General features: G+C 58.8%; 16 protein-coding genes. 4 read left to right on the top strand and 12 right to left on the bottom strand.

Annotated elements, in window-relative coordinates:
• The 3 genes from pdxA to BIS10_RS00710 are packed head-to-tail and all read right to left on the bottom strand — an operon-like array spanning window position 1 to window position 4569.
• On the bottom strand, window positions 1-1044 hold the full coding sequence (gene pdxA, locus BIS10_RS00720) for a 4-hydroxythreonine-4-phosphate dehydrogenase PdxA (RefSeq protein WP_253501354.1): 1044 nt from the start codon (window positions 1042-1044) through the stop codon (window positions 1-3).
• Window positions 1044-2084, bottom strand: a complete 1041-nt coding sequence (locus BIS10_RS00715; RefSeq protein ID WP_054641172.1) for a peptidylprolyl isomerase — start codon at window positions 2082-2084, stop codon at window positions 1044-1046. The genes pdxA and BIS10_RS00715 overlap by 1 nt, the downstream gene beginning before the upstream one ends.
• Window positions 2085-2121: 37 nt before the next feature.
• Window positions 2122-4569, bottom strand: a complete 2448-nt coding sequence (locus BIS10_RS00710) for an LPS-assembly protein LptD (RefSeq protein WP_253501351.1) — start codon at window positions 4567-4569, stop codon at window positions 2122-2124.
• Window positions 4570-4639: 70 nt separating this feature from the next.
• On the opposite strand from BIS10_RS00710, the gene BIS10_RS00705 reads away from it, so the two are divergent.
• From BIS10_RS00705 to speD, 4 genes are all read left to right on the top strand, one after another.
• Window positions 4640-5650, top strand: a complete 1011-nt coding sequence (locus BIS10_RS00705; RefSeq protein ID WP_253501348.1) for an aminoglycoside phosphotransferase family protein — start codon at window positions 4640-4642, stop codon at window positions 5648-5650.
• Window positions 5647-6309: an N-acetylmuramate alpha-1-phosphate uridylyltransferase MurU gene (murU, locus tag BIS10_RS00700; RefSeq protein ID WP_253501345.1), complete on the top strand. Its 663-nt coding sequence runs from the start codon at window positions 5647-5649 to the stop codon at window positions 6307-6309. The genes BIS10_RS00705 and murU overlap by 4 nt, the downstream gene beginning before the upstream one ends.
• Window positions 6310-6403: 94 nt before the next feature.
• Entirely contained in the window at window positions 6404-6823 is a 420-nt protein-coding gene (locus BIS10_RS00695) for an OsmC family protein (protein WP_253501342.1), read from the top strand.
• Window positions 6824-7042: 219 nt separating this feature from the next.
• Complete coding sequence (speD, locus tag BIS10_RS00690; protein ID WP_044629679.1) at window positions 7043-7837, top strand: adenosylmethionine decarboxylase; 795 nt, start codon at window positions 7043-7045, stop codon at window positions 7835-7837.
• Window positions 7838-7915: 78 nt separating this feature from the next.
• On the opposite strand, the gene lpxL is transcribed toward speD, so the two are convergent.
• The 9 genes from lpxL to ispF form a co-directional block, all read right to left on the bottom strand.
• Entirely contained in the window at window positions 7916-8830 is a 915-nt protein-coding gene (gene lpxL / locus BIS10_RS00685; protein ID WP_253501339.1) for an LpxL/LpxP family Kdo(2)-lipid IV(A) lauroyl/palmitoleoyl acyltransferase, read from the bottom strand.
• 12 nt (window positions 8831-8842) lie between these two features.
• A complete protein-coding gene (alr, locus tag BIS10_RS00680) occupies window positions 8843-9943 on the bottom strand; it encodes an alanine racemase (RefSeq protein WP_253501336.1) in 1101 nt (366 codons plus the stop codon).
• 179 nt (window positions 9944-10122) lie between these two features.
• Window positions 10123-11097: an RNA polymerase sigma factor RpoS gene (gene rpoS, locus BIS10_RS00675; RefSeq protein ID WP_253501333.1), complete on the bottom strand. Its 975-nt coding sequence runs from the start codon at window positions 11095-11097 to the stop codon at window positions 10123-10125.
• 153 nt (window positions 11098-11250) lie between these two features.
• On the bottom strand, window positions 11251-12291 hold the full coding sequence (locus BIS10_RS00670) for a peptidoglycan DD-metalloendopeptidase family protein (protein ID WP_253501330.1): 1041 nt from the start codon (window positions 12289-12291) through the stop codon (window positions 11251-11253).
• 109 nt (window positions 12292-12400) lie between these two features.
• A complete protein-coding gene (locus BIS10_RS00665) occupies window positions 12401-13330 on the bottom strand; it encodes a DUF368 domain-containing protein (RefSeq protein WP_253501327.1) in 930 nt (309 codons plus the stop codon).
• Complete coding sequence (locus BIS10_RS00660; RefSeq protein ID WP_253501324.1) at window positions 13327-14004, bottom strand: protein-L-isoaspartate(D-aspartate) O-methyltransferase; 678 nt, start codon at window positions 14002-14004, stop codon at window positions 13327-13329. Before BIS10_RS00660 ends, BIS10_RS00665 begins: the two co-directional genes overlap by 4 nt.
• Window positions 13991-14737, bottom strand: a complete 747-nt coding sequence (surE, locus tag BIS10_RS00655; RefSeq protein ID WP_253501321.1) for a 5'/3'-nucleotidase SurE — start codon at window positions 14735-14737, stop codon at window positions 13991-13993. Before surE ends, BIS10_RS00660 begins: the two co-directional genes overlap by 14 nt.
• 21 nt (window positions 14738-14758) lie before the next feature.
• On the bottom strand, window positions 14759-15799 hold the full coding sequence (gene truD / locus BIS10_RS00650) for a tRNA pseudouridine(13) synthase TruD (RefSeq protein WP_253501318.1): 1041 nt from the start codon (window positions 15797-15799) through the stop codon (window positions 14759-14761).
• Window positions 15792-16280, bottom strand: coding sequence for a 2-C-methyl-D-erythritol 2,4-cyclodiphosphate synthase (gene ispF / locus BIS10_RS00645; protein WP_062360982.1), 489 nt, complete (start codon window positions 16278-16280; stop codon window positions 15792-15794). The genes truD and ispF overlap by 8 nt, the downstream gene beginning before the upstream one ends.
• Between the last annotated feature and the right edge of the window lie 82 nt (window positions 16281-16362).

The raw sequence follows: 16362 nt of genomic DNA, 5'->3' as shown, positions 1-16362 counted from the left end.
TCATGAAGCGGCCAGGGAGCTGGCACGCTGAGCGGCAAGCCGCTGCGCGAGGGCAAGCGCGACGCCCAGGCTATTGGGGTCGGCAGTACCGTGGCCCGCCAAATCCAGCGCGGTGCCGTGGTCCACCGAGGTGCGCACCAGCGGCAGCCCCAGGGTAATGTTCGCGGCCTGACCAAAGCCGGCGTATTTTAGCACTGCCAAGCCCTGGTCGTGATACATCGCGAGGACGGCATCGACCCCGGCCAAATGACGCGGCGTGAATAGCGTATCGGCGGGCAGCGGCCCTTGGATTTCCAACCCGGCGGCACGCAGCGCGTCGAGGGCCGGAATGATCGTGTCCAGCTCTTCGCGCCCCAAATGCCCCTCTTCCCCGGCATGGGGGTTGAGGCCGCACACCGCAATGCGCGGATTCGAGATGCCGAATTGGCGCTTCAAGTCAGCGGCCAGCAGGCGAGTAATCTGGGTGACCCGCTCGAATGTGATGGCATCGGCCACGTCACGCAGCGGCAGGTGAGTCGTCACCAGCGCCACGCGCAAATCGCCGCTGCCTTGCCAAAGCGGGTTCTTGGCATGCAGCGCGGCATCGGTCGCCAACAGCATCACCACCTCATCGACGCCACAGGCGTCGCGCAACCACTCGGTATGGCCGGTGAAATGGGGAAAGCCCCCTTCGATGATGACCCCTTTATGCAGCGGCGCGGTGACCATTGCCGCAGCCTGCCCTGCTTGGCAGGCGTCTACGGCGATTTGCAGTGTCTCCAACACGTAGCGGGCATTGGCGGGATCGAGCACCCCAGGCGTGGCAGACGCTCGCAGTGTGGCGGGCCACACCACCAAACGCCCTGGAGAGGATATATCCAAGCCACCCGGCGCGGCCTCGACGACCTCTACGGCCAGCCCGAGCAGCGCGGCGCGCTGGCGCAGCATCTGCGGGTCACCCACCGCCACCGTGTTGGCTAATTGCCCACGAGCGGCCAGCATCAGCGCAAGCTCTGGCCCGATGCCCGCAGGCTCACCGGTGGTCAACAGCAGCGGCCGCGTCATTAGAGACGAATATCCACGAAGGCCTGTTCACGGATTTCACGCTGCCAGGTTTGCAGCTCTTCGTTGGCACGACGCTGGAAAATCGCTTGGCGCACCTGCTCACGACGGCTCTCTTCGGTCACGTCCTGACGGCGACGCTCCAGCACTTCGATGACGTGATAGCCGAACTGCGAGCGCACAGGCTCGGAGAGCTGGTTCGGGCTGAGAGACGTCATGGCTTCTTCGAACGCAGGGACCGTTTGGCCAGGGCGCACCCAGCCCAGGTCGCCGCCGTTCATGGCGCTACCACGATCGTCGCTGTACTCACGGGCCACCGACGCGAAGTCTGCGCCCTGCTGTAAACGCTGGCGAGCCTCTTCTGCGCGGGCGCGGGCTTGGTTCTCGTTACGCGTAGGCGTCAGTTCCACCAGGATATGGCGGGCACGGGTCTCTTCGATAAAGGCTTGCCCCTGCTGCTGGCTTGGCTGCTGGCTCAAGAAACGCTCCACATCGCGATCGGAGACCGTGACGCGCTGACTGATCTGGCGCTGCTGTACTTGACGCATCAACATTTCACGGCGTACGTCTTCGCGCACGTCGGCCAGAGTAATGCCGTCGGCTTCTACCGCATCGGCAAACTGATCCAGCGTCATGTTGTTGGATTCGGCAATGCTGCGTAGCTGGCGGTTGAGTTCGGTGTCATCCACACTCAGATTGGCTCGGCGGGCCATTTGCAGCTGGATTTCATCCATGACCATACGCTCCAACACTTGCTGGGCCAGCTGGTTACGCGGCGGCAAATTGCCGCCCTGAGCCGCTGCTTGCTGCTCCACCTGGGCAATGCGGTCATCCAACTCGCTGCGCATGATGACGCCATCATTGACGACTGCGACGACGCTATCCAACTGCTGACGCTGGGCCGACTCGAAATTTTGCGCATGCACGGTCAGCGGAACCAGCGCCGCACCCGTGCTCAGGCAGAGCACCATCAGGCTGCCTGCGGACAGCTGGGTGGCTCGTTTCTTCAGCGCGCAGCTCAGCAAGGTCTTTCTGATCATCATAAAAAGTCTCTTTCAGTCGCTATTTTAAAGTGGTCGTTCATAAGGGCGTGGGACGGTAGCCAGGAATCGCCTGCTCAAAGTAGCCGTCGGCCTCTTGACCCACGCCACCTAGACCACGAAACACAAAGCGCAAAAATAGCCCGCGGTCGTTGAAGTCATCGCCAACCCGCGCCGTATCGTTATCGTCGATCCATTCACGCCATACCAGCTGTACGCCATAGCAGCAGTCGTTCCACTGCAGGCCCGCGAGCTGTTCCAGGGGACGGTTGTTGGTTTGATCGTGCAGGTAGCGGCCAATCAAATCAATCCTTGGGTTCGCTTTCCACGCCAGCGAAAGATCCCACTCTTCGCGACTGTAGTCACGGAAGCCATAGTCGCCGGGTATCACGCTCGGATCGAACCCTTCGATCTCCCAACGGTAGCCAAGGTTCACTACGTGCCCTTCCGGGTGGCGATAGCGTACATCCACACTGGAGCGCTCGGTCTGTTCACGCTCGTCATCGTAGAGCCATTCGTAGCCGGTACTCCAGCGATCCGATATTTGCCAATCCAGGCGAGTGACCAGCGGAGAGCGGTCACGGGTGGCCTGATAGCGGCTTTCCGGATTCACGGAAGGGTCTTCGCTGGGGCGCGGCGGCAGCGTGTCCGGGTCGCCTTCGCTATCGATGCGCCGCTCGGAGAAGTAGTAGCTTTGACCGACGCCGAAGGTGAGTCGGTCCCGACCAGCGCTATCTTCGATCAAGCGTGACTGTACGCCCAACGAGACGCGATTCAGATCACCGACCCGGTCAGCCCCCGAGAAGCGGTGCGGGGACCAGAGCTGATCCCAGGAGAATACCCGTTCACGGCTATCGAAGTACGGCAGCTGGGTCTGGTCGGTACGCGGCACGTAGGCATAGTTAACGCGGGGTTCAAGCGTCTGGCGATAACCGCGCCCGCCTAGCTCAAGCTCACGCTCAAATACCAGGCCGCTGTCGATGGAAGTGATCGCCACGCTGCGCGTCGGTGAGGTCGTGCGATCGGTCACGCGGTCGCCATAATCCAATTCGTACGCGGTGTGCCAAAGCTCGGTGCGTGGCTCGATATAGCCCCAGGGCTGCTCATAGCGCCAGCCCACCGCAGGCGTCAGGTGAAGGCGCGAACCGATGGCCGCCTCGCGCTCCGGAACTCGCCGCTCATCCACGTCGCGCCAGAAGTAGGTCGCGTTCGAGCGCCACTGGGTATACAGGCCGTTGTCTAGCTGCCAGTTGGCATTGGCGGTCAAACTCGGCAGGCGGTAGAACGGACGGTCGGTATCGCTGAGCGGGTCTTCCAAACGTTGGAAGCCCTGGGCGCGGGCGTCTAACTGCCAGCGCTCGCCGCGATAATCGACCTGGGCAAGGCGCTCCATACTGACGCGGTCGCTGTTGCCGAACTCGCCGCCAAAGTCGTCGAAATAGCGCCCGTCGCTGGCGGCGCCGTAACGGAGCCGGTAATCACTGCGGGGCGTTAACGTGCCCGCGTGCTGGGCATCAATGTACCAGCGGTCGTCGCCTTCAAAGCGGTTGTCACCTCTATTGGTGCCGCCGTCGCTATCGAGATAACCGCCCTCGACCAAGCCTTGGCTCTCTTCCAGCAGGTAGCGGTACTCGCCGTTGAGCAGCAGTCCTCGGTCAGACATCCAGCGCGGGGTAATGGTGGCATCCTGGTTCGGTGCAATGTTCCAGTAGAAAGGCTGGGTATAATCAAAGCCATCGCTTGAGAAGCTCACTGACGGCGAGAGCAGCCCGGTATGGCGGCGGTCATCAATGGGGAAGCGCAGCCACGGCCAGTAAAATACCGGCACATCTTTAACTTCCAGGCGCGCATGGCGGGCAGTGCCAAACCCCGAGGCTTGATCGAGGCGAATATCACTACCTACCAACTGCCAGCTATTGGCGCCGGGGTCACAGGTGGTAAACGTGGCCTCCTGAAGGCGGTACTGATTTTCGCCGGTCTGCTCTAGCTGGCTGGCCTGGCCGCGCAGGTGCTGGTCGTAGAGCACATAGTGGCTGTTACGCAGCGAGGCGCGGTCTTCGTTCAGCATGAGGGTGGCTTGCTCGCCACGCACCAGGGCTTGTCCATCGCGGATAGCCAGGTTGCCCTCAGCATCCACCTGCTGACGGTCTGCGGGTAGAAAGACGCGCTCTGCCTGCAGTTCGGTATCGCCTCGGCGTAGTACCACGTCGCCACGCAGCAGGGCTTCACCGTCTGCGGCGTAATCCACTTCCCGGGTTTCTACCGAGAGCGTTTCCGGGTTCTCTTCCGCTGGCAAGCGGTAGGCGGGCATCACATAGCGCCCCCGGCATAGCTGTTGCGGCGCTTCGTCTTGGCTCCAGGCCTGCCAGTCCAGCGCCTCTGCGGGCAGGGTTTGCCCCTGCGCCACCGCTGAAAACGAGGCGCCAGCGAGCAAACTGCCCAGCAGCGTATGCGCAACCGGTACGGTGCGCGAGATTCGCTTGCCCATGTTCGTTATCCTTGGCATCCAGAATCGGTATTATACAGCCCGCATGATGCCCGACCAGCAAGGAGCTTGCATGTCCTCTTCTCGGATTGACGCCCTCACTCAGTGGGCAGCGCAACACCACGGCCTTGATAGCGCCACCATTCGCCTCTCTGCTGCGGGCGGTGACGCCAGTTTTAGGCGCTATTTTCGACTAACGCTACCGGATGGCAACACCCAAATCGTGATGGATGCACCCCCGGCCCAGGAGGACTCGGCGCCGTTTGTGGCTATCGGCCAGCGCTGGCACTCCGCCGGGCTGCCTGTGCCTTACATTCACGCCAGCGACTTAGACGCTGGTTTTTTGCTGCTTGATGACTTGGGTGACACACCGCTGCAGGCCACCTTTACCGACCCGGCCCGCACAGTGCAGAGTCATTTAGACGCACTTGCTTTGATTGCCCAGTTGCAAAACCGCACTAACCCGGCCGCCCTGCCTGACTACGATGCCGCCCTGCTTGGCCGGGAGCTGGACCTGTTTCCCGAGTGGTGCCTGGGGCGCTGGCTGTCGCTATCAGTTCCCGATAGCTGGGAGGCAGTACGCGATAAATTGATAGGGCATGCATTAGCGCAGCCGGTGGTGAGCGTTCACCGTGATTTCGATGCCATGAACCTGATGCTGCACGATCAAACGCTTTACATGATCGACTTCCAGGACGCTGTGGCAGGCCCGCTCAGCTATGACGTTATTTCCCTGCTGCGGGGCCGCTACTGCCGCTTTAGCGCTGACCAGTTTGCCTCCTTCGTCGGCGCTTTCTATCAGCAGGCGCGGCAAGAAGGTCGCCTGACCCGCTCGGTCAGCGAGGAAACTTTTTTAGCGCAGTGCCACGCCATGGCCGCACAGCGCTCGCTGAAAGTGCTGGGCATCTTTTGTCGGTTGACGCTGCGCGACAGCAAAGAAGGCTATTTAGCCCGCCTGCCCCACTTTTTGGCGCACCTGGAAGATAGCCTAGCGGCCCTACCCCAACACCGCGAGTTTGCCGACTGGGTAACGGGCGTGCTGCGCCCGGCGATCATGCAGCGCCTGGAAGAGGACGCTCCATGAAGGCGATGATTTTGGCGGCTGGCCTGGGCAAGCGGATGCGCCCACTCACCGACCACTGCCCTAAACCATTGCTGCCCGTGGCGGGCAAACCGCTGATCGTGCACCACTTGGACCGCTTAAAGCGTGCTGGCATTAATGAAGTGGTCATTAACGTGAGCTACCGTGCTGAGCAAATTATCTCTGCACTGGGCGATGGCTCGGCCTACCAAATGTCCATTCACTGGAGCCAGGAAGCTAGCCCGCTTGAGACCGGCGGCGGCATTCAACAGGCACTACCGCTGCTGGGCGATGCGCCGTTCTTACTGGTCAATGGCGATGTCTGGTGTGACTACCTGCCCAACGCTTCCGCACTGACAGCAGGTGATTTGGCGCATCTGGTATTGGTGGATAACCCCTCCCACCATCCCGAAGGCGATTTTGCGCTACACCAGGGGCGCGTTTCACCACAAGGGGAGGCTCGCTACACTTTTGCAGGCATCAGTTTGATACGCCCGGAGCTGGTCGCCGGTGAGCCCCCCGGCGCCTTCGCCCTGGCCCCACTACTGAAACGGGCCATGGCAGAGCACCGCGTTAGCGGCGAGCACTTTGCGGGCCACTGGGTCGATGTGGGCACGCCTGAACGACTGGCCGAGCTTGATAGGCACCTTCAATCAGCCTGATACCAGCTGGCAGCGCACGATGAAGCCGCGCGTTGCCTTCTAGAAATGTTATGCTGCGCGACTTACCTTTCGTCGCCAAGATGAGGAGAGCAACGTGAAAGCACGGGTAAAATGGACCGATGGCCGCCAGTTTGTGGCGGAATCCGGTAGCGGACACAGCGTTGTGATTGATGGCCCACCCGACCACGGCGGTCGCAACACCGGCCCTCGGCCGATGGAAATGCTGTTGATGGGCATGGGCAGTTGCACCGCCTTTGATATCTTGAACATTCTTGATAAGGCCCGCGCAGATGTCACCGACTGCGTTGCCGAGCTGGACGCCGAGCGCGCCGATGAAGTGCCGTCCGTGTTCACCAAGATTCACGTCCACTTTGTGGTCACTGGTCGTGGCTTAAAAGAGAAGCAGGTTCAGCGAGCCGTGGAGCTGTCGGCAGAGAAATACTGCAGCGCTTCTATTATGCTGGTCAACGGCGGCGTTGAGATCACTCACTCCTTCGAGATTGTCGAGGCTTGAACCCCACGCCGCGACACCTTCACTCAGGTTCAAAAAAAATGGCGTGGCCGGATGCAACCCTCGCCTCGGGCGGGCATAATACGCCCGCTTGTTTTTCCCCATACTGCGTAGTGCGGGGCCGCTCGATGAATAGCGGCTGCGTCAGCACGGTAACAAGTGTTTATCGGTTCCGGCGCTGGATCGTCGGGGTGTCTTCATCTGCCATAGGGAGGTTCGGACGTGTCAGATAATCTCCGACTCCACGGGTTCAACAACCTGACAAGCTCGTTGAGCTTCAATATTTACGACATCTGTTACGCCAAAACCGAAGAGCAGCGTGCGGCTTATATCGACTATATCGATGAGCTTTACAACGCCGAACGTTTGACGCAGATTCTCAAGGACGTGACCAATATTATCGGCGCCCATGTGCTGAATATTTCGCGTCAAGATTACGAGCCCCACGGCGCAAGCGTGACCATCCTGATCGCCGAACACGAGCTGGATGAGCCGACGCCTGGGCAAACCGAACCAGGCCCAGGCCCGCTACCGGAAACCGTGGTGGCCCACCTGGATAAGAGCCACGTGACGGTACACAGCTACCCGGAGTCGCACCCTGACAACGGCATTAGCACCTTCCGTCTGGATATCGATGTCTCGACCTGTGGGCATATCAGCCCGCTGAAAGCGCTGAACTACCTGATCCATAGTTTTGATTCCGATATCGTGACCATGGATTACCGCGTGCGCGGCTTTACGCGGGATGTGGACGGCAAAAAGCTGTTTATTGACCACGACATCACCTCGATCCAGGACTACTTGGCGGAAGACACCAAGCAGGCCTATCAGATGATCGACGTGAACGTGTATCAAGAGAACATGTTCCACACCAAGATGCTGCTGAAAGACTTCGAACTGGATAACTACCTGTTCGGCACCTCTCGCCGCGACATCACCTTTGAAGAAGCGCGGGATATCGAAAGCCGCCTACGTAAAGAGATGCTGGAGATCTTCTACTCCCGCAATCTCGATTAAGGCGTTGCCTTAAGCAAGCTATGAAGCCAACGAAAAGCTGCCCGCGGGCAGCTTTTTTTATGCGCTTTGTTGATACGGCTAGTAAAAACCTACCTCGCCCTCAGGACGGGTTTTAAAGCGTCGATGCAGCCATAGGTACTGCTCGGGGTGCTTGCGAATCGCCCGCTCAATAAACGCATTTACCCGCGTAGCATCGGCCAGTTCATCGCCGCTAGGGAAATCTTCAAAGGCGGGCAAACACTCAATGGTGTAGGTGCGATTATCTGGATTACGGTGGAACATTAGCGGCACCACAGGGGCGCCCGTCATGCGGGTAATTTTGGCCGTAAGACGAATCGTCGCCGCTTGCTGACCAAATAGCGGCGCAAAGACGCTCACATCGCGGCCAAAATCCTGATCAGGTGAGTACCAGACAATGTGCCCGGCTTTGATACGGCGCACCACCCCACGCAGGTCGTGGCGGTCGATGGCTTGGCCGAAAATACGCGAACGGGCGCGGGTCATAAAGCGCTCGAACAGCGGGTTGTTATGGGGGCGATAGACCACGTCTGCTGGGATAAATAGCGAGTGTAGCGCTCCACCTAAATCCAGCGTTGAGAAGTGAATACCGACCACCAGCACGCCTTTGCCCTGCGCTTTGGCGCGGGCAAGATGCTCCTGCCCGTGATAGGCGACCCGATGACGCATCCCTTCTACATCGCGGCACCAGCCTGTGGCGGTTTCCACCAAGCCAATGCCGTTGGCAATAAAGGTTTCTTTGACCAGTTGGCGCTGCTCATCTGCGCTTTTCTCCGGAAAGCAGAGCGCAATGTTGGTGGTGGTGATGTGCCGACGGCGCTTCACAAAACGCCACGCTAACAGGCCAATCGCTTTACCTACCCATAGCTTCAACCGCCAGGGGAGCCACGCGGCCACATACATTAGGCCAATCGCCAGCCATGTCAGCCAGTAGCGAGGGTGCGCAAAGGAGCGCGGATAAGACGCTTTTGACATACAGATAACCGTTTAAACGTGAGCCCCATGATAACGCCGCGGTGCCCTGGGAAGCACACCGGTCAGCAGCGTATAGCTGATGGTATCGCAGTAGCGGGCCACCTCGTCCACCGGCAGCACACTGCCATTGCTAGCAGTTCCCCATAGCACCACTTCACTGCCAATCGCGGCATCAGGCACGTCGGTAACGTCCACCGTCAGCATATCCATAGAGACCTTACCGGCAATGGGACAGCGCTGGCCGTTGACCAGTACCGGTGTACCATCGACCGCGTGGCGGTCATAGCCATCGCCATAACCTGCGGCGACCACGGCAATTTTAGAGGGTCGCTTGGCCTTCCAGCGGCCGCTATAGCCCACCTGTTCCCCCTCCGCCAACTCGCGCAACGCAATAATCTCTGAGCGTAATGTCATCACCGGGCGTAGCTGCTGGGTGATCTCGTTAGCCACTTCCAGCGGGTCGCTGCCATAGAGCATCACGCCAGGGCGATTCCAGTCGCCATGTGCGGCAGGCCATGCCAGCGTCGCCGGGGAATTGGCCAGACACAGCGGTGCCTTCAGCTTGGCAGCCAGCGCTTTCAGCGTATTCATCTGGCGGTTGAAGTAGCTAGGATCTTTCGCATCGGCGGTGGCAAAGTGGCTCATCAGATGCAGCGCCGTTACCTGCGGAGCATCCACCAAACGCTGCCAAACACTGGTCGCCTCCTCCGGCGAGAACCCCAAACGGTGCATCCCCGAATCCACCTTTAACCAAACAGGAATAGGCTGCCGTGGCGAATACGCCAGCAGCGCTTCGACCTGCCACGCACTGTGCACACTGATCCATAAACGGTGCTGATCGACCAGCGCCAGCTCATCGGCACTGAAAATACCCTCTAGCAGCACAATGGGCGCTTTGATGCCCCCTTCGCGCAGGCTCAGCGCCTCTTCGATGCAGGCCACTGCAAATGCCGGAACGTCAGTTTCTAAGGCACGGGCACAAGCCAGTGCACCGTGGCCGTAGGCATCGGCTTTAATGACGGCAACTGAGCGACTTTGCGGGGCGCAGCGGCACGCCAGTTGATAGTTGTGACGCAGCGCGTCCAAATCAATATGGGCCACTAACGGGCGCATGGCTCTCTCACTTACTAGGTCACTGACCGGCGTACTTGCCGGACTGAGCGGAGTCACTCAGTAATGTATGAATGAAAATGGTTCGCCCTAAAAACAGCGCACCGAGCAGATAACTCGGTGCGCTATTAATACTTCCGTTGGGCTTGTCGGAAGCAGCTGGTTTAACTCTCGACCCGGAATTAACTCTCGAAAATCGCGTCGAGGGAAAGCCCCTGTTTTTCCAGGGAGCGGCGCAGCTTCTTTAACGCTTCTACCTGAATTTGTCGAACGCGTTCCCGCGTTAGGCCAATCTCGGCACCCACTTCTTCCAGCGTTGCTGCCTCATGACCGCGTAAACCGAAGCGGCGTACCACGACTTCGCGCTGTTTTTCGCTTAGCTCATCCAGCCAGTGGTCTACGTGTTCGCGCACGTCGCCATCCACCAAGCACGCTTCTGGCCCCAGTACCTCATCGTCGGTGAGCGTATCAATCAGCGGCTTATCGCTGTCGCCGCCCATGGGATAGTCCACCGACGACACCCGCTCGTTAAGCCCCAGCATTTTCTTAACTGTCTCGACCGGTTTATCAAGATGCTCGGCGATCTCTTCGGCGGTAGCTTCGTGATCCAGCTTTTGAGTCAGCTCACGGGCAGCGCGCAGATAAATGTTGAGCTCTTTCACCACGTGAATCGGCAGACGAATAGTACGCGTCTGGTTCATCAGCGCACGCTCAATCGTTTGGCGAATCCACCACGTGGCGTAAGTAGAGAAGCGGAAGCCCCGCTCGGGGTCAAACTTCTCCACCGCCCGAATCAAACCAAGATTACCTTCCTCGATTAAATCGAGCAGCGTTAAGCCTCGGTTCAGGTAGCGTCTGGCAATCTTGACCACTAGACGCAGGTTAGACTCAATCATCCTTGAGCGGCCAAGCGCATCGCCTTTACGCGCTAGGCGGCCATAGTAAACTTCTTCTTCCGGCGTCAGCAGCGGAGAAAAGCCAATTTCGTTAAGGTAGATCTGTGTCGCATCCAAGCTTTGAGTCGATTGACGGTCTTCACGGCCCAGCGCTTTTTCAAACGCTTCCTCCTCTGCCGTGGCGTCGTCGTCGGCGTCATCTAACGCCTCTTCAACCTCATCCAGGTCAATCTCCTGTAGGTCCTTTTCCAGCATACTCATGGTCATACCCCCGTTGTCTCGCCTAACCGCCATTTAGAAAAGTAAGGGTGGTCGCACTCCCTGTGCGCATACACCTTATTGTTATATGACGCTCTAATTCAGCTATGCGGGTTGCCCTAGCAGGCTTGACACGTTACACCTGCTAGGTAATGACTAGCGCGATGGCAGATAGTCCAACGGATTTTGCGGCTGACCATCGCGGCGCACCTCAAAATGCAGTTTGATGGCATCTGCATCGCTATTGCCCATCGTGGCAATCACTTCACCTGCCTCGACGACATCATTCTCTTTGACGCTTAAACTATCATTATGTGCATAGGCGCTGAGAAACTGATCGTTATGTTTCAGTAGTATTAGGTTACCGTAGCCACGTACACCGCTACCGGCATAGACCACAATACCAGGGCCTGCTGCACGAACAGGTTGCCCCTTTTGCCCGGCGATATCAATCCCGGCTGTAATGCTGCCTCCCTGCCCAAACTCACCGGTGACCTGACCATCGGTTGGCCATTGCCAATCGATGTTTTCGGCAGGCGTAAAGGTACGCGACGAGCGATCGGTGCGGGCGGTCTGAGTGGGCTGAGCGGCAGGCTCTGGCTCAGCGGCAGGTTCCGGCTCTGGCTCTGGGGTCGGTTCAGGCGTGGGCGCTGGCTCCTGCGCTGGCTGGGCTGGCGGCTGTTGATTAGTGGATTCAACCGGGGCATTAGCAGCGGCAGCCACCTGCTGGGATGCTTCCACCGCCGTGCGCTCAGCCCGCTCGGCGGTTAGGCGCTGGTTACGTTCAATGGCGCTCTCATCAGGCAGCAGCCAATCCAGTTCCTGGTCGTTGCTTGCCACGGCAGTCGCCTGGGGCTGCAGGCCCGTTGCCACCGCGCCACTTGCAACAGCAGGCGCAGGGTTGGCACTGGGCTGGTTAGTAACGCCACCCGCTCCTTCACGCAGCGCAATGGTTTGTCCGGGGTAAATTTGATAAGGCGCTTCAATATTGTTAATAGCTGCCAACTGGCGATAATCCAGGTTGTGCTGCCAAGCAATACCGTAGAGCGTATCACCTGCCTTAACGCTATATTGGGGCGAATTCTCGACCGCGCTGCGGGCTTCGCTCAAATCGCGCACCTGCGGCGTATTGTGCTGCTGGTTAGCACAGCCGCTAACTGCCAGCGCCAATACCGTCATGATGAAAACCTTACGCATCAAACCCTACTCCTTTTCAACGCCGCGCGCTAACTAACAATTGAACGACACTCAATTGAACGACTGTTCTGTGAGTGGCTGCCTAATAGATGACGGCCTATGAACGATGTTAGGCATGATAGGCTGCACGGCGGTTCAATAATATGACCAGCAGCGCGCCGATTGCCATCAACGTTATCACGCCTGTTACTTGTGCCGACGCTCCTGTCAACACGGCGTAATCGCTGGGTAATAGATAGCGATAATCCAGCGGAATCATTTGCCCATCGGGGCCTAGCTGGTAGCGTAACAGCTCACGCCAGGGCCAGAGAACCGGTAGCGAGCCAACAATAAAGCCCAACAATAGCTGTAGTGTCGCGCCATGGTAGCGCCGCAATAGCCACGAAAGCAGTCGTGAAGAGAGCGCCAACCCGATGATGCACCCCATTCCAAACAGCATGATAATGCCAAGATCGAAGCTGCGAATAGCCCCCATGATGGTGCCGTAGAGCCCCATCGTGAGCAATAAAAAGCTGCCGGATACACCAGGCAGCAGCATCGCACTAATCGCGATAGCGCCAGCCACTATGACTACCAGCGCTTCATTGCCAATCATCAGCACCAGCGGCATCATGCCGGGAAGCAATTTGGCTAACATTAACCCAATCGCCAGCGGCAGCAAGTACCAAATTTTCCATCGTTCTCCAGCCTGCCCGACCACCAGTGCCGAGGCCGCTACAAGCCCGAAAAAGAACCCCTCCAACAGCAGCGGTTGCGCCTCCATTAGCCACAGCGCTAAGTGAGCCACGCTCACCAAACTGACCGCAACACCCAGCAGTAGCGGTATTAGAAACGCCAAGTTCAGGTGCCGACTTAAGCCCACCCAGCCCCCGCGACGCCAAGCGCCAAAGGCGCTAGGCCCAAACTGTTTAATAGTGTTGATCAATTCTTCATAAATACCGGTAATAAAGGCAATCGTGCCTCCCGATACGCCAGGTACTGCATCGGCAGCGCCCATCCCGGCGCCTTTTAAAAACAGTCCTATGGGTCGACGCTTCAATCCACCACTCCTTGCAATAGGGGTACAAAACGCACGGGTTCAAGCCTGCGTTTTTCAAAGGCAGAGCCAATACGCTTAATTTGGGTAAGCCACTGACTGCCATCTGACTCTTCCAGCGGTGCAATAAGCACACCGTCATAACTCAGCTGTTCAAGTAATACTTCTGGCAGCGTTTGCGCGCAGGCCGTGAGCAAAATAACGTCAAAGGGCGCAGCTTCCGGCCAGCCTTCGCTGCCGTCGGCCACAGCTAATGTCGCTGGGGCACCTAGCCGCCATAGCCGCTCTGCTGCTCGCTCGTGCAGCGTATAGATTCGCTCCACGGAGTAAAGCGTTTCTACTAGGCGCGACAAAATCAGCGTTTGATAACCTGAACCAGTCCCCACTTCCAGCACGCGCTGGGGCGACGCGCGAAGTACCAGCTCGGTCATGCGCGCGACGGTTAGCGGCTGGGAAAGAGTTTGACCAAAACCAATGGGTAGAGCGGTATCTTCATAGGCGCGATGAGCGAGCGCTTCATCTACAAACAGATGACGCGGCTCGCTGGCCATCACTTCTAACACGCACTGGTTACGCACGCCTTGTTGAATCAGGCGCTTGATCATACGGTCACGGGTGCGCTGGGAAGTCATTCCACGGCCGCGCAGCTCACCAGGAGATAGCTCAGGCAAAGGCATCCAACCAGTCCTGCACATCACGACGCGCGGGGTGGCGCGTTAAATCAGTTTGCAGTGGCGTAATCGATACATAACCTGCTTCGATGGCCGCAAAGTCGGTATCTTCACCGTCGTCAGCGTTAGCCGCCACCGGGGCAATCCAGTAGCGGGTACGGCCCCGGGGGTCTTGCACCGGTACAGGCTTTTCGGCTGGGCCGCGGTAGCCCAAGCGGGTAACTTTCACACCTTTGATTTTTTCCCAGGGCAGGTCGGGTACATTCACATTCAGCAGCGTACGAGGCGGCAGTGAGAGTTGATCAGCGGCACCGATGAGGCTCGCGGCAAACTTGGCTGCCGTCGCAAAATGGTGGGCGCCGCACAGCGACATGGCAATCGCCGTCATACCTAGATTACGCCCCTCCATCGCGGCGGCGACCGTGCCTGAATAAAGCACGTCATCACCGAGGTTACTGCCATGGTTAATCCCTGAAATGACCAAATCAGGACGCTCGTCCCACACCCCATTCACGCCTAAATAGACGCAGTCGGCCGGAGTGCCGTCCACACTATAAAAGCCGTTGTCTAACGCCGTCAGCGCAAGCGGACGCGATAGCGTCAGCGAATTACTGGCCCCGCTGCGGTCACGGTCAGGGGCAACCACACGTAGGTTAGCGTGGGGTGTTAGTGCCTCGTAAAGTGCTCTAAGGCCGGGGGCGTGAACACCGTCATCGTTGGAAAGCAGCAGTCGCCGCATCAGAATCTCCTCACCTCAGCGTTAAGCCGTGTCGGGATGATGAATTAACTCGCCAATGACCGCCGTGGCAAAGCTGCCTCGCGGCAGGGCAAACGAGAGTAGCACGGCGTCTGCTTCGAAGGTTATTTGCGGCGCAATAAGCCGGGCACGTAGCGCACGCTGCCCGCGCTTGACGCCGCTCTTTTCAAGCCCTTCACACAGCGCAGGGTGCTGAGCGGCGAGCTGCGCTTCATAAGCCCCAGCATCTCCTTCAGCCGAGCGACCAACGCCCCACAGCACACCGGTTGGGTGAACGTCTAGCGCAGCGGCGCGCTCTACCAAACTCTCCTCCACCGCCTCAATGCCAAACACACTTTGGGTGCCATCAAGCATAAGAGCATCCCCAGCGATGGGCTCGCACCAGTTACCATCCTGCAGCCGCGCGCTAAGCAGTTCATTGAATAAAAAGCTGCGAGCGGTGGAGAGCATCATGCCCTGCCGGTCGTCGCGCTTGCGCCAGCCTTTCGCCAGCACGGCGGCGGCACGCTGTAAGTTGCGCGCCCCTGCGCCAAAGCGCTGATGGCCGAAATAGTTGGGCACGCCCTGGGCGCAGAGCGTTTCCCAGCGTGGCAAAAAATCGGCCGACTGAACGGCCTCACCGCTCAGGCGTAGCGTAAAGTGGTTAGTGCGATGCACGCCCCGCTTTAGCTTACGTGGGTGGCGCGCCTGCTCAAGTACCGTAACCCCCAGCGCTGCCAAAGAAGCCGACAAATCCGCCGGGGCATCGCGCCCTGGCAAATGGACGCTTAACCATTGGCGAGCCACCGCGACCCGATCTTTCATGCCGGAATAGCCAATATCTCTAGGCGTGACGCCACACAGTCGGCTTAGCTGTTTCACCATATCTAACGTGGTTTGGTTACGCTTTTCAAGCCGCAGCCACAGGTGTTCACCATGAGCTTCCGGGGTAAAATCAAGCTGCTCATCGACGATAAAGTCTTCCGGCTGAGCACGGTACTGCCCTGGCGCGGGCACGCCGAAAGCGGGCGTTAGGCTACGCTGCCATGGGGGTAGGTTAAGCATTCAGCGCCTCTGGAGCCGTCAGCAGTACCACCGCCTCTGCGGCAATGCCTTCACCGCGCCCGGTGAAGCCAAGGCGCTCAGTAGTGGTGGCTTTGACGTTTACCTGGCCAAGACTAATTCCTAAATCTTCAGCGATGACGGCGCGCATAGCGTCAATATGGGGAGCCATTTTGGGCGCCTGGGCCATTAACGTTGCATCCAGATTCACCACGCGATACCCCTCGCTACGCACCAGGGTTACCACATGGCGCAGCAGGCCACGGCTGTCAGCACCGGCCCAGGCAGGGTCGGTATCCGGAAAGTGACGGCCGATATCCCCCAGCGCACAGGCACCCAGTAGCGCATCGCTGATCGCGTGGAGCAGTACGTCGCCATCAGAGTGGGCCACAAAACCGTGGTCAAACGGCAGCTTAACGCCGCCAATCATTAAATGGTCACCCGGCCCAAAGCGGTGTACGTCAAAACCGTGGCCAATTCGCATTAGGTACTCCTGTTGCTGGCGGTTGCCGACTGGGCGGCCAGAATGGCAGCCGCCAGGGCTAAGTCGTCAGGGTGGGTCACTT

Origin of the sequence: Halomonas sp. 707B3 (assembly GCF_024158645.1) — a bacterium.
Classification (GTDB): Bacteria; Pseudomonadota; Gammaproteobacteria; order Pseudomonadales; family Halomonadaceae; genus Vreelandella; species Vreelandella lionensis.
The sequence above is the reverse complement of the archived record's forward strand: the minus strand, read 5'-3'. Positions and strand labels throughout refer to the sequence as shown.